12 protein-coding genes, 2 tRNA genes and 1 other RNA gene are annotated in these 12,717 nt (G+C 58.0%); 6 read left to right on the forward strand and 9 right to left on the reverse strand.

Annotated elements, in window-relative coordinates; all coding sequences use genetic code 11:
* Nucleotide 1 precedes the first annotated feature (1 nt).
* Nucleotides 2–1,000, reverse strand: a complete 999-nt coding sequence (gapA, locus tag AC6I8F_RS09040) for a glyceraldehyde-3-phosphate dehydrogenase (RefSeq protein WP_021510061.1) — start codon at nucleotides 998–1,000, stop codon at nucleotides 2–4.
* Nucleotides 1,001–1,338: 338 nt separating this feature from the next.
* Here gapA and msrB point away from each other — a divergent pair, with 338 nt between their 5' ends.
* Together msrB and AC6I8F_RS09050 are read left to right on the forward strand one after the other, a co-directional pair.
* Nucleotides 1,339–1,749: a peptide-methionine (R)-S-oxide reductase MsrB gene (gene msrB / locus AC6I8F_RS09045; RefSeq protein ID WP_498028744.1), complete on the forward strand. Its 411-nt coding sequence runs from the start codon at nucleotides 1,339–1,341 to the stop codon at nucleotides 1,747–1,749.
* Nucleotides 1,750–1,751: 2 nt separating this feature from the next.
* The gene (locus tag AC6I8F_RS09050; RefSeq protein ID WP_058774606.1) at nucleotides 1,752–2,033 is read left to right on the forward strand and encodes a YeaC family protein; all 282 of its coding nucleotides are present in this window, start codon (nucleotides 1,752–1,754) and stop codon (nucleotides 2,031–2,033) included.
* A 35-nt stretch (nucleotides 2,034–2,068) separates the two neighbouring features.
* Here the strand turns inward: AC6I8F_RS09050 and pncA are convergent, their stop codons facing one another.
* The 3 genes from pncA to sppA form a co-directional block, all read right to left on the reverse strand.
* Nucleotides 2,069–2,677: a bifunctional nicotinamidase/pyrazinamidase gene (gene pncA / locus AC6I8F_RS09055; RefSeq protein WP_058757718.1), complete on the reverse strand. Its 609-nt coding sequence runs from the start codon at nucleotides 2,675–2,677 to the stop codon at nucleotides 2,069–2,071.
* A 16-nt stretch (nucleotides 2,678–2,693) separates the two neighbouring features.
* Complete coding sequence (gene ansA, locus AC6I8F_RS09060; RefSeq protein WP_058757717.1) at nucleotides 2,694–3,707, reverse strand: asparaginase; 1,014 nt, start codon at nucleotides 3,705–3,707, stop codon at nucleotides 2,694–2,696.
* Between the two features lie 85 nt (nucleotides 3,708–3,792).
* Nucleotides 3,793–5,649, reverse strand: coding sequence for a signal peptide peptidase SppA (sppA, locus tag AC6I8F_RS09065; protein WP_058781814.1), 1,857 nt, complete (start codon nucleotides 5,647–5,649; stop codon nucleotides 3,793–3,795).
* 171 nt (nucleotides 5,650–5,820) lie between these two features.
* Between sppA and AC6I8F_RS09070 the strand changes: the two genes are divergently transcribed.
* From AC6I8F_RS09070 to AC6I8F_RS09085, 4 genes are all read left to right on the forward strand, one after another.
* Nucleotides 5,821–6,372, forward strand: coding sequence for an NAD(P)H nitroreductase (locus AC6I8F_RS09070; protein ID WP_058774609.1), 552 nt, complete (start codon nucleotides 5,821–5,823; stop codon nucleotides 6,370–6,372).
* A 153-nt stretch (nucleotides 6,373–6,525) separates the two neighbouring features.
* A complete protein-coding gene (gene selD / locus AC6I8F_RS09075; protein ID WP_058781813.1) occupies nucleotides 6,526–7,569 on the forward strand; it encodes a selenide, water dikinase SelD in 1,044 nt (347 codons plus the stop codon).
* A gap of 21 nt (nucleotides 7,570–7,590) precedes the next feature.
* A complete protein-coding gene (locus AC6I8F_RS09080) occupies nucleotides 7,591–9,513 on the forward strand; it encodes a DNA topoisomerase III (RefSeq protein ID WP_104189030.1) in 1,923 nt (640 codons plus the stop codon).
* Nucleotides 9,513–9,809 carry a YnjH family protein gene (locus tag AC6I8F_RS09085; protein ID WP_021510070.1) on the forward strand — a complete coding sequence of 99 codons (297 nt, stop codon included), beginning with the start codon at nucleotides 9,513–9,515 and terminating at the stop codon, nucleotides 9,807–9,809. The genes AC6I8F_RS09080 and AC6I8F_RS09085 overlap by 1 nt, the downstream gene beginning before the upstream one ends.
* A 33-nt stretch (nucleotides 9,810–9,842) precedes the next feature.
* On the opposite strand, the gene xthA is transcribed toward AC6I8F_RS09085, so the two are convergent.
* The 5 genes from xthA to AC6I8F_RS09110 all read right to left on the reverse strand — a co-directional run bounded on the left by xthA (nucleotide 9,843) and on the right by AC6I8F_RS09110 (nucleotide 12,589).
* Nucleotides 9,843–10,649: an exodeoxyribonuclease III gene (xthA, locus tag AC6I8F_RS09090; protein WP_058781841.1), complete on the reverse strand. Its 807-nt coding sequence runs from the start codon at nucleotides 10,647–10,649 to the stop codon at nucleotides 9,843–9,845.
* Nucleotides 10,650–10,956: 307 nt separating this feature from the next.
* Nucleotides 10,957–11,919: an IS110 family RNA-guided transposase gene (locus AC6I8F_RS09095; protein ID WP_021312959.1), complete on the reverse strand. Its 963-nt coding sequence runs from the start codon at nucleotides 11,917–11,919 to the stop codon at nucleotides 10,957–10,959.
* Nucleotides 11,920–12,207: 288 nt separating this feature from the next.
* Nucleotides 12,208–12,335: non-coding RNA, RtT sRNA (locus AC6I8F_RS09100), on the reverse strand.
* Nucleotides 12,336–12,375: 40 nt separating this feature from the next.
* Nucleotides 12,376–12,460, reverse strand: a tRNA-Tyr gene (locus tag AC6I8F_RS09105).
* Nucleotides 12,461–12,504: 44 nt separating this feature from the next.
* Nucleotides 12,505–12,589: transfer RNA gene (locus AC6I8F_RS09110), tRNA-Tyr, on the reverse strand.
* Nucleotides 12,590–12,717: the final 128 nt, after the last annotated feature.

Below are 12,717 nucleotides of genomic sequence, written 5' to 3' on the forward strand. Positions count from 1 at the left end.
CTTACTTAGCAGCAACCAGTGCAATCAGATCCAGAACCTTGTTGGAGTAACCGGTTTCGTTATCGTACCAGGAAACCAGTTTCACAAAGTTGTCGTTCAGAGCGATACCGGCTTTCGCGTCGAACACGGAAGTCAGGGTTTCGCCGTTGAAGTCGGTAGAAACCACGTCGTCTTCGATGTAGCCCAGCACGTCTTTCATGTCACCTTCAGCAGCGGCTTTGATGGCTGCACAGATGTCTTTGTAAGACGCTGGTTTTTCCAGACGAACGGTCAGGTCAACCACAGACACGTTTGGCGTTGGTACGCGGAACGCCATACCGGTCAGTTTACCGTTCAGCTCTGGCAGAACTTTGCCTACTGCTTTTGCTGCGCCGGTAGAAGATGGGATGATGTTCTGCGCTGCACCGCGGCCGCCGCGCCAGTCTTTGTGAGACGGGCCATCAACGGTTTTCTGAGTGGCGGTGGTGGCGTGAACAGTGGTCATCAGACCTTCAACGATACCGAACTTATCGTTGATTACTTTAGCCAGCGGTGCCAGGCAGTTGGTGGTGCAGGAAGCGTTAGACACGATGTCCTGGCCGGCATATTTGTCGAAGTTGGCACCACGAACGAACATTGGGGTGTCATCTTTAGACGGGCCAGTCAGAACCACTTTCTTCGCGCCGGCAGTGATGTGTTTACGTGCGGTTTCGTCGGTCAGGAAGATACCGGTTGCTTCAGCAACAACGTCAACGCCCACTTCGTCCCATTTCAGGTTAGCCGGGTCTTTCTCAGCGGTAACACGGATTTTTTTACCGTTAACGATCAGCGCGCCATCTTTCACTTCTACGGTGCCGTCGAAACGACCGTGTGTAGAGTCATACTTCAGCATGTAAGCCATGTAATCGGCGTCGAGCAGGTCGTTGATCGCGACGATTTCGATGTCAGAACGCTGCTGAGCAGCACGGAAAACGATGCGACCGATACGGCCAAAACCGTTGATACCTACTTTGATAGTCATATATTCCACCAGCTATTTGTTAGTGAATAAAAGGTTGGCTGTAAAATTACAAAAACCTTACCAGGCGTCAAGCGGAATCGTGTCAATTGTTGCGACAGGTCAATTCCAGCGCCAGGAATAATTGGGTGCGCAAACGCTTGCGCAGCGCCCTTATTGCGCACCTATCTTACGCCGAATGCAGACTAAAAAGGGATGACTGTTGCAAAGAGTGATCGTCATCACAAAATTGCGCAGTGCTGGTCGGGGCAAAAGCATCCGCACGAAAAAAGACCCGGAAGATGTTGTTCGTTTGTTAGAATACTAGACGATTTTTACAGAATGACACTCCGGAACTCAAAATGGCTAAAGACACCGCACCCGAGGCAAAAATTGCCCAGCTGTCGGAAATGCAGCGCTACGTCACTCAGCATCGTGGAACCGAACCGCCTTTCACCGGCGCGCTGTTGCACAACAAGCAGGAGGGTATCTATCACTGCCTGGTCTGCAACACACCGCTGTTTCTCTCCGAAACCAAGTATGACTCCGGCTGCGGCTGGCCGAGCTTTTACCAGCCGTATAACGATGAAGCTATCCGCTATCTGGAAGATGACTCGCACGGTATGCACCGCGTCGAAATCCGCTGCGGTAACTGCGACGCCCATCTGGGCCACGTCTTCCCGGATGGCCCGCAGCCAACCGGTGAGCGCTATTGTGTCAACTCAGCGTCGCTGAACTTTACCGACGAGCAGGGCAATCAGCACGAGGGCTGAGCATGAAGCAGGAACTGGAAGCAATGCTGGCGGCGATGACGCCGGAAGTCTACGAGCGCCTCGCCAGCGCGGTGGAAACCGGCAAGTGGCCAGACGGCGTGGCGCTGACGCAGGATCAGAAAGATAACTGTCTGCAGCTGGTGATGCTGTGGCAGGCGCGGCACAACGACGAACCGCAGCACATGACCATCGGTAAAGGCGGCGAGATGGTGATGAAGTCGAAAAAACAGCTGAAGGAAGAGTGGGGAATCGAGTCCGACGTGACGCGCATCAACCTGCATTAACTGGCTGCAGGGCTGGAGAGTTCCAGCCCTGATTTTCAGATAATGACCGCACCCTGCGCCTGCATCTGCGCGATCGCGATCTCGCTGTCGTCCGGATTGAGATTGACGCCCCGGCAGCCTTCCTGCACCACCTCAACGTGATATCCCAGTTCCAGCGCATCCAGCACGCTGTACTTGACGCAATAATCGGTCGCCAGGCCCAGCATCACGAGGTGAGTAATGCCGCGCTCGCGCAGCCAGCTGTCGAGCTCGGTTTTGCGGCGGTGCCCGTTATCGAAAAAGGCGCTATAGCTATCCACATCCACATCGCCGCCTTTATGGAACACCGCATCAATCAGACTGCGATCGAGATCCGGATGGAAATCCGCGCCGTGTGAGTGCTGCACGCCGTGATCCGGCCACCAGATCTGCGCCAGACCATTCAGTTCACCGAGGGTATACACCGGCTCGCCAGAGACCGAGGCAAAGCTGCCGTGATTGGCCGGATGCCAGTCCTGCAACGCCACCACGCATTCACCGCGCGCGCGGAATTCGCGTGCATAGCGATTAGCAACGGCAACCGTCTGGTCACCTTCACGCACGGCCATCGGGCCGCCGGGGCAAAAATCGTTCTGAATATCGATGATTATCAATGCCCGCTTCATGGGATTTTGCTCCGTATCAGTCTTCGGTCAGTTCGCCACGTAAATTCTGCTGCATTTTGGCACGAATTTCAGCGCTGGTGAGGTTCTGGCTTAACAAAAAGTGCAGTTTAGTCAGGGTGGCCTCGACGGTCAGATCAAAACCACTGATCACGCCGGCGTGTTCCAGTGCGTTGCCGGTGGCGTAACCGCCCATATTGACCTTACCGGACATGCACTGCGTCAGGTTCACCACCACAATGCCGCGCTCGCTGGCCTGCTGCAGTTCGGCAAGAAACTCGGCGTTTTGTGGCGCGTTGCCCACACCGTAAGAGCGCAGAATCAGCGCCTTCACCGGCTGACGCAGGAAATTGCGCACCACGTCGGCAGAGATGCCCGGATAGATGGTCACTACGCCAATCGGCTGAGGCGTGATCGGATGGACGATCAGCTCACCGCTGCCGCGCGGTGCCGGCGGCGTATTGAGACGGCGAATGTGGATGCCTGCTTCCAGCAGCGGCGACAGGTTCGGTGAAGCAAACGCATTAAAGCCGTCGGCGTGGGCTTTGGTGGTGCGGTTACCGCGAAACAGTGTGTTGTTGAAGAACAGCGCCACTTCATTAATCGGATAGTTGGCCGCGACATACAGCGAGTTCAGCAAATTTTGCTGACCGTCTGAGCGCAGCTCGGCCAGCGGGATCTGCGACCCGGTGACGATCACCGGCTTGGCCAGGTTCTCCAGCATGAACGACAGCGCCGACGCGGTGAACGCCATGGTATCGGTGCCATGCAGAATGACGAAACCGTCATAGCGATCGTAGTTCAGCTGGATGTCGTCAGCGATTGACTGCCAGTCCTGCGGCGTCATATCCGAGGAGTCAATCAGCGGATGGTATTCGTGGATGGTGAAATCCGGCATTTCCGGACGGTGAAACTCTGGCATCATCGCCAGCTGCTGCTGCAGATGGCCAGAGACCGGAATGTAACCCTGCGCGGAGCGTTGCATACCGATGGTCCCGCCCGTGTAGGCTACATAGATATTTTTCTTTTGCATGAATGGACTCAGACTTGCCGTAAAACGCGCAGTATAAGGGGATTAGCGGGGAAAAGCAGCCCGACCAGCGGCCGGGCTGTAAAGATTAGCGTACGTTGCCGCAGGTCAGGCAGAACGCGTAACGGTTTTGCGGATCGTTGAGATTATTCATCAGGCCTGGCTGCGCCTGCAGCGCGCCCATCACTTCGCTGACCGGTGCCGGCAGCCACACTTTCAGCGCGGCCGGCAGCACGGCCTGCGCCGACGCATTCATCTGGTTAAGCAGCAGGTCGATCATCCCCGGATCGTCCTGATACCAGCTCAGTTCAGGTTTCGCGACCTTCGCCAGCTCGGCGGCTTTGGCCACCGCATCGTCGAAGTCGCCCAGCGCATCCACCAGCCCATTGGCCTTGGCATCGCTACCGGTCCAGACGTGACCCTGCGCAATGGCATCAATCTGCTGTGGCGTTTTATGGCGTGACGCCGCCACCAGACCGACAAAGTTGCGATAACCGTTTTCAATGGTCAGCTGCATCAGCTGCTGCACTTCAGTCGGCAGCGCTTTGGTGGTCGACACATCCGCCAGCGGCGAGGTGGCAACGCCATCGCTGTGCACGCCGATGCTGCTCAGGCTGTTCTCCACCGTATTGATCACGCCGAAGATGCCGATCGACCCGGTCAGGGTGCTCGGCGCAGCAACGATGTAGTCGGCCGGCGTGGAGATCCAGTAGCCGCCCGATGCCGCCATGCCGCCCATTGACACCACCACTGGCTTACCGGCATCGTGCGCCGCCGCCAGCTCTTCGCGGATGGCTTCAGAGGCCGTTACGCTGCCGCCCGGGCTGTTGACGCGCAGCACGATGGCTTTGATTTTGTCGTCGAGGCGGGCGTCGCGGATCTGTGCAGCGGTGGTGTCGCCACCGACGTTACCGGCGCTCTCTTCGCCGTCCATGATGGCGCCGCTGGCGAGAATCACCGCAATGTTGCCATCCTGCTGCGTAGGTTGTTTGACGTTGTAGTCATAGATGCTGACGTTGCGGTAGTCATTGCTGGCTTTATCCCAGCCGAAGGTTTTCACCAGCTCGCGATCGGCGGCAGCGCGCGAATCCAGCACATCCACCAGTTTGTTATCCAGAGCATATTTAGCGGTATCGCCCTGAACGGCCTGCAGACCGCTGATGATGCCCGCCGCCCCCGGGAACAGCTGCTGCGGCGTGATTTGCCGGTTGGCGGACACCGTGTTGAGGTAGTTCTGCCACAGCTGGCCGACCCAGCGGCCGTCAGCATCGCGCGCTTCCGGCGACATATCATCACGCAGGAAAGGTTCAACTGCGGACTTATAGGTGCCGACACGGAACACGTGCGAACTGACTTTCAGCTTATCCAGCAGGGATTTGTAATACAGGCCGTTGGTGGCGAAACCGTGCAGATCCACTGTGCCCTGCGGGGACAGATAGACCTTCGTGGCGTAGCTCGCGAGATAGTATTGCGCCTGGCTATAGCTGTCGCCGAGGGCAAAAATGGGTTTGCCCGCGTCGCGGAATTCGCGCAGCGCCTTGCCAACGTACTGCAGCGAAGGCTGATCGCCGCCGGCAAAATCGCGCAGATCCAGCACCATGCCGGTGATATTTTTATCGCTCTTTGCCTGACGAATGGCATCGACCACATCAAACAACGAGTTTTCCTGCAAACGATCGCTGCTGGCACCCAGCAGCTGGCGGCTGATACGGCTCAGACGATTGCTGACCGACGGTTTGTCCACCAGCACGCCGCTCAGATCGACTTTCAGCGCACCCTGCTGCACTGGTTCACTGCTGCTGGCGCTGGATAGCTGCAGCCAGATGCCGACGCCGGCCAGAATTAACACAATCAGGAACAGATTCAGGATAAATTCCCGGATAAAATTCAGCACCCGCCAGCTCCAGCGGAACAGGCCAGCAATAATTCGCCACAATGTGCGCATAAACTCTCCATATTCACGTAGCCAGGGCAGCCGGTATGCGGTCTGCCCCGATGTCGGGTTCATCCTAAAGAGCAGCGTGCGAAAAGTCAGCAGGAAATCGCGCCAGACTGTTACAAAAGATCGCGCTGTGCCAGGATTAGCCCATGCTTTGTTAATCACGGGAGAATCAAGATGGATGCACTGGAATTACTGGTAAACCGTCGTTCAGCGTCGCGCCTGACCGAGCCGGCACCCGCCGGTGAAGTGCTGCAGAATATTCTGCACGCGGGTATGCGCGCACCGGATCACGGCACGCTGCAGCCGTGGCGCTTCATCATCATTGAAAATGAGGGGCGCGAACGCTTCAGCCATCTGCTGGAGCAGGCCGCACGCGACAGCCAGCTGGATGACAAAGCCATCGAGAAGGCCCGGACGTCACCATTCCGCGCGCCGATGATCATCACCGTTGTCGCGCACTGCGAAGCCTCCGCCAAAGTGCCGCGCTGGGAGCAGGTCGTGTCCGCGGGTTGCGCGGTGATGGCGATGCAAATGGCGGCCGTCGCGCAGGGCTTTAACGGCATCTGGCGCAGCGGGCCGTGGACCGATCATCCGCAGGTACGCGCCGCCTTTGGCTGCCGCGAGCAGGATGCGATTGTGGGTTTCCTCTACCTCGGAACGCCGCAGCTGAAAGCGAATACCACCGTGGTTGCGCCCGATAGCGAGGCGTTTGTCAGTTATTTCTGACAGACAGCAGCGGGTTTCTGCGGCAAGGTGCATGCAACGACACTGATTGCACAGTCGCTGTGCGAAAGATCGCGCTTAGCGGCGACAGCGCTTACCAGCAGCGGGCTGCCAGGCTAACATAGCCCTCTCTGTTCAGCGCACAAGGAACCCGCCATGAGCGAACCGCTTCGTTTGACGCAATACAGCCACGGCGCTGGCTGCGGCTGTAAAATTTCACCTCAGGTGCTTGAGACCATTCTGCACAGCGAACTGGCTGCCTTTCACGATCCGCAACTGCTGGTCGGCAATGAAACCCGTGACGATGCTGCCGTGTACGATCTTGGTAACGGCACGGCGGTGGTCAGCACCACTGACTTCTTTATGCCCATCGTTGACGATCCGCACACCTTTGGCCGTATCGCGGCCACTAACGCCATCAGTGATATTTACGCCATGGGCGGCAAACCGATCATGGCCATCGCTATTCTCGGCTGGCCGGTTAATGTGCTGGATGCGAAGGTGGCACAGCAGGTGATTGAAGGCGGTCGCGCGGCCTGCCAGGCGGCCGGCATCGCGCTGGCGGGGGGCCACTCAATCGATGCGCCGGAGCCGATTTTTGGCCTTGCCGTTACCGGCATCGTTGACGTGGCGCGCGTGAAAAAGAACAGCGCTGCGCAGGCGGGCTGCGAGCTGTTCCTCACCAAACCGCTCGGCATCGGTATTCTGACTACTGCAGAGAAAAAAGGGCTGCTGCGTGCGGAGCATCAGACGCTGGCGGCGCAGGTGATGTGCCAGCTCAATAGCGCAGGGGCGGAATTTGCTAAACTGCCCGGCGTCAGCGCCATGACCGATGTCACCGGCTTTGGTCTGCTGGGGCACCTGAGTGAAATCTGTCTGGGCTCCGGCCTGCGCGCACACGTGCAGGCCGCACAGGTACCGCGTCTGCCCGGCGTGGACCAGTACATTGCGGCCGGCGCGGTGCCGGGCGGCACCAGCCGCAACTTCGCCAGCTACGGCGAGCACATTTCTGCCATGGATGAGGCCACGCGCGCACTGCTGTGCGATCCGCAAACTTCCGGCGGGCTGCTGGTGGCGGTACAGCCTGACGCTGTGGCGGCGTTTCGCGCGTGCGTGGCGCAGGCTGGCGTTGAGGCCACGGCGATTGGCACACTGCTGCCGGCCGACCGCGCCCATCCACTGATTACTGTAGTCACCTGACGTAAAGGAACGACGCCATTCATGCGTTTGTTTATTGCTGAAAAACCCAGTCTGGCACGCGCCATCGCCGATGTGCTACCCAAACCGCATCGACGTGGCGACGGCTATATTGCCTGTGGTAATGACCAGGTTGTGACCTGGTGTGTCGGGCATCTGCTGGAGCAGGCGCAGCCTGATAGCTATGACAGCCGCTATGCGCGCTGGAATCTGGCAGATTTACCCATCATCCCGGATAAATGGCGCCTGCAGCCGCGCCCGTCGGTGGCGAAGCAGCTCAAAGTGATCGAGGGTTTACTGCAGCAGGCCAGCGTGGTGGTGCACGCCGGTGACCCGGATCGCGAAGGACAACTGCTGGTCGACGAAGTGCTCGATTATCTGCAGCTGCCGGCTGAAAAGCGCCAGCAGGTGCAGCGCTGCCTGATTAACGACCTGAATCCTGCGGCGGTCGAGCGCGCGGTAAGCCGTCTGCGCGAGAACCGTGAATTCATTCCATTGTGTGTCTCGGCGCTGGCCCGGGCGCGCGCCGACTGGCTTTATGGCATCAACATGACCCGCGCCTGGACGCTGCTGGGCCGCAACGCCGGTTACGACGGCGTGCTCTCGGTGGGACGCGTACAGACGCCGGTGCTGGGGCTGGTGGTGAGGCGCGATGAAGAGATCGAAAACTTTGTGCCGAAGGATTACTTCGAAGTCAAAGCGCACATCGTCACCCCGAAAGAGGAGCGCTTCGTTGCCAGCTGGATCCCCAGCGATGCCTGTGAACCGTGGCAGGATGACGAGGGCCGTTTGCTGCATCGTCCTCTCGCTGACCACGTGCTTGAACGTATCAACGGCAAACCGGCGTGGGTTACCGGCTACAACGATAAGCGGGAGTCAGAAACGGCGCCGCTGCCGTTTTCCCTCTCCAGCCTGCAAATCGAGGCGGCGAAGCGTTTTGGCCTGAGTGCCCAGACGGTCCTGGACTGCTGTCAGCGTTTGTATGAAACCCATAAGCTGATCACGTATCCGCGTTCGGACAGCCGCTATCTGCCGGACGAACATTTTGCCGGACGTCATGCGGTGCTGAACGCCATTCAGGCGCATCAGCCGGACGTATCGCTGCCGGCGGATTTCAATGCGGATCAGAAAAATCGCTGCTGGGACGATAAAAAAGTGGATGCGCACCATGCCATCGTTCCTACGGCGCGCGCCAGCAAGGTGAACCTGAGCGACAATGAAGCCAATATTTACGGTCTGATTGCGCGCCAGTATCTGATGCAGTTTTGTCCCGACGCGGTATTTCGCAAATGCGTCATCGACCTCGATATCGGCGGTGGCAGGTTCGTTGCCAAAGCGCGTTTTCTCGCTGAAGCCGGCTGGCGTGCGCTGCTGGGCAGCAAAGAGCGCGATGAAGAGAATGACGGCACGCCGCTGCCGGTGGTGAGTAAAGGCGATGAGCTGCTGTGTGAGCGTGGTGAGGTGCTGGCGAAGCAGACTCAGCCGCCGCGGCCGTTCACCGACGCCACGCTGCTGTCGGCCATGACCGGTATTGCCCGCTTTGTGCAGGATAAAGAATTAAAGAAAGTGCTGCGTGCGACCGATGGTTTAGGAACGGAAGCGACGCGTGCCGGCATCATAGAATTGCTGTTCCGCCGTACATTTCTGGTGAAAAAAGGTCGCTATATTCACTCAACCGAGGCGGGCAGGGCGCTGATTCATGCGTTACCTGAGATGGCCGCGCGGCCGGATATGACGGCGCACTGGGAGTCAACGCTTACCCGCATCAGTGAAAAAGCCTGTCGCTATGATGAGTTTATGCAGCCGCTGGTCAGTACCTTGATCGGACTGATCGGTGAGGCGCGCCAGAGGCCGTCGCTGCAGGCTTTTCGTGGATTAGCCGCGACCGGAGCGAAGACGCGCAGTAAAGGCAAAACGCCCCGGCGCAAAACGAAGGAGACGGAATAATGCGTTACGCAACGCTGTTGCTGAGTGGGCTGCTGCTGTGCAGCCATGCCGCGCTGGCTAATCGCCAGCCGGAGCCCGCGCGAATGGGCAATACCGATGTGGTGGTGGATATGCCGCCGGAAGTGTGGACCCAGGGGCAGAATCGCCAGCAGAACAACTGCCTGCAGTGCTGTATCTATGAAAACCGCAGCTACTCCGAAGGCGCAGTGGTGAAAGCGGAAGGCGTACTGCTGCAGTGTGCGCGTGACGAAAAAGTGCTGGGCACCAATCCGCTGATTTGGAAAATCATTAAGTAAGCGGGCGTGGCGCGCAGGCGCCACGCTGTTCAGTTACAGCTTGAAGCTGGACCACACCGGCGCGTGATCGGACGGTTTGTCCATACTGCGAATGTTGTAGTCGATGCCGCTGTCGATGCAGCGTGATGCCAGCGGTGGGCTGGCCAGCAGCAGATCGATGCGCAGACCGCGGTTGTCATCAAATCCTTTTGAGCGATAGTCGAACCACGAGAAGCGATCGGCGGTTTCCGGGTTTTTCTCACGCCACGTATCGACCAGTCCCCACTGCAGCAACCGGTCCATCCACTCGCGCTCTTCCGGCAGGAAAGAGCATTTGCCGGTGCGCAGCCAGCGCTTGCGGTTCTCTTCACCAATACCAATGTCCAGGTCGGTACTGCTGATGTTCATATCGCCCATGATCAGCACCGGCTTGTCGGCCGCCAGTTGCTGCTCAAGATAGCTTTGCAGGTCGCGATAAAACTTCTCTTTGGCCGGGAACTTGATGGGATGGTCACGGCTTTCCCCCTGCGGGAAGTAACCGTTGATGACGGTGATATCGCCAATCGGGCTGGGAATTTCTGCCATGATCAGACGTCGCTGGGAATCTTCGCCGTCATCAGGAAAACCGCGTCGAACTGCCACCGGCTGCGTCTTGGTCAACAGCGCCACGCCGTAATGGCCTTTCTGGCCGTGATAAAACACGTTGTAACCCAGCTTGCTGACCTCTTCCAGCGGGAACATATCATCGTGCACTTTAGTTTCCTGCAGGCCGATGACATCCGGTTGATGCTGTTCAACCAGCGCCGCCAGCTGATGAGGGCGTGCGCGCAAACCGTTGATGTTAAAAGAGACAAATTTCATTTCGCTGCCATTTTTCGTCGCAAAAGGTTGCGGCGATGGTAACCAGGTTTGCGGCAAAAGTCATGGCTTGCGTCATAAGAGCGTGCCGATAAGAGCGAGAGGCAGCACGCAGGTGATTTGTGGTGGGAGACGCAGGAGAGCGGGCTAAGGCAGGCGGCGCCGTTTAGCCTGAGGGGCGTTTGCGTGAACCTTCTGGTGCGCATTAATGCGCACCCTACAATCCGGGTGACAACTGGGACGATGAGAATATAAACCGGTCACATGGGTAACACTTGAGTCCGTATCACTGTAGATACCGTCTTGCCGGTTACCTGGCAAGACATATTTCGGCATCGAACGGACGACCCGATTTCAGCACGCCATAAGCCAGCTGCAGCAGCTTCTTCATCGCCGCGCACACCACGACTTTTCCCGTTTTCTTACCCGCATCCAGCCGTTTCTTCAGCGCACTCACCGCCGGATTCCACTTCATCGCCACTATCGCAGGCATGTACAGGGCCTTGCGCATCGCGCTGTTGCCCATCTTCGATATCCTGCTTTTGCCCTTCCACTCACCGGACTCCTGCCGCATCGGATTCAGACCCACCCACGCCACAAGCGCCTTGCTGCTGCTGAACCTCGACATGTCCCCCAGATACGCCAGCATCGTGCTGCTCAGCACGCCCGCGATGCCCGGGATGGACTCCAGCAGTTCCCTGTTCTTTTTAAGGCCCGGATCATTGTCGATATGGTCGTTTATTGCCCGCTTCGTTTCGTCTATCTGCGCATCCAGCGCCGCAATGACCACGCGGATTGAGGGCTGCACCACCGCATCCGAGACCTCCAGCCGGTTCTCTTCCATCTGCCGCATTTCCTGAAGATTCGTCAGGCGCTTCACCAGCGCCTTCAGCCTGCGTTCATTCAGCGGCGCCGGCTGCCACAGCGACGGGCCGTGCAGTTTACAGTAGCGCGCTATCATGCGCGCATCGTCTTTATCCGTCTTGTTACGGCTCAGCTCCGCCTGTCCGAAGCGCCTGATGCGCGCGGGATTTTCCACGCTGACATCATAGCCTTCGTCGTGCAGGAAGGTGGCCAGCGGCTCACTGTACGCGCCGGTAGCCTCCATGCAGATATGGCAGCAGCCGAACGGCTCCAGCCATTTTTTCAGGGCGATAAAGCCCTTAGGGGTGTTGGGAAAGACTTTGGTTTTGTAAGACGTGTCGCCTTTCCAGACGGCCACATCAAACTTTCCGGAGGCAACATCAATGCCGACAGGCATACGGGTTTGCATAGATTCTCCTTAACAGCACAGGGAAACCGCCATGACCATCCTTATGGATGCGTGCTCGGGGCACAGGATACCGTCCGGTCTTGAAGGCGGGAGTTAAGTTGCCGGGGATGAATCTACGAAGCAGGCTTTATGCCCAGGGGGCACCCCCATCTCACCAGCAACTTCCCGATGATCAGTCGGGGATCATCATACCCGGAGGAGAATGATCGGGATATAAGGGGCGCCATTGATGCCGGCCTGGCATCGCGTAAATTCAGATGTCGGTCTGGTGAAAAGTGCAGCATGAAAGGGTGGCGGGAGAATGATTATTCGCCGCAAGCGGCTCACCCTGCGGGCCGCGCTGACGCGCGTTGTCTCACTGCGTTCGACCCGAACCTTCGGTCGAAGCTTCTCATCCTTCTCCAGGTGTTATTAACTGGCTTTATTGACTGGCTGGAAGAGGAGTGCAGCATGAGATGGTGGCGGGAGAAGGATTCGAACCTTCGAAGTCGATGACGGCAGATTTACAGTCTGCTCCCTTTGGCCGCTCGGGAATCCCGCCAGGGATATGAAGCTCAGAAGATTCAGGCACAGAATGGATTCAGATGGTGGCGGGAGAAGGATTCGAACCTTCGAAGTCGATGACGGCAGATTTACAGTCTGCTCCCTTTGGCCGCTCGGGAATCCCGCCACTGGCCTGAATCTTTATGCCTGAAAGCGGGGCGCATCATACCAAATGCGTTCAGTCTGTAAAGCGCCCACAGTAAAAAACTCAATCGTTTGCCCACTTTTTACGCGCGGCGCTGAAGAGTTGCGCAA

Source organism: gamma proteobacterium symbiont of Axiagastus rosmarus, from assembly GCF_059730925.1.

Bases quoted from the DNA above. Each gene is read 5' to 3' on its own strand.
- gapA (WP_021510061.1), bottom strand. From the start codon at position 1,000: ATGACTATCAAAGTAGGTATCAACGGTTTTGGCCGTATCGGTCGCATC.
- AC6I8F_RS09080 (WP_104189030.1), top strand. From the start codon at position 7,591: ATGCGTTTGTTTATTGCTGAAAAACCCAGTCTGGCACGCGCCATCGCC.
- AC6I8F_RS09095 (WP_021312959.1), bottom strand. From the start codon at position 11,919: ATGCAAACCCGTATGCCTGTCGGCATTGATGTTGCCTCCGGAAAGTTT.
- sppA (WP_058781814.1), bottom strand. From the start codon at position 5,649: ATGCGCACATTGTGGCGAATTATTGCTGGCCTGTTCCGCTGGAGCTGG.
- AC6I8F_RS09070 (WP_058774609.1), top strand. From the start codon at position 5,821: ATGGATGCACTGGAATTACTGGTAAACCGTCGTTCAGCGTCGCGCCTG.
- selD (WP_058781813.1), top strand. From the start codon at position 6,526: ATGAGCGAACCGCTTCGTTTGACGCAATACAGCCACGGCGCTGGCTGC.
- pncA (WP_058757718.1), bottom strand. From the start codon at position 2,677: ATGAAGCGGGCATTGATAATCATCGATATTCAGAACGATTTTTGCCCC.
- xthA (WP_058781841.1), bottom strand. From the start codon at position 10,649: ATGAAATTTGTCTCTTTTAACATCAACGGTTTGCGCGCACGCCCTCAT.
- msrB (WP_498028744.1), top strand. From the start codon at position 1,339: ATGGCTAAAGACACCGCACCCGAGGCAAAAATTGCCCAGCTGTCGGAA.
- AC6I8F_RS09050 (WP_058774606.1), top strand. From the start codon at position 1,752: ATGAAGCAGGAACTGGAAGCAATGCTGGCGGCGATGACGCCGGAAGTC.
- AC6I8F_RS09085 (WP_021510070.1), top strand. From the start codon at position 9,513: ATGCGTTACGCAACGCTGTTGCTGAGTGGGCTGCTGCTGTGCAGCCAT.
- ansA (WP_058757717.1), bottom strand. From the start codon at position 3,707: ATGCAAAAGAAAAATATCTATGTAGCCTACACGGGCGGGACCATCGGT.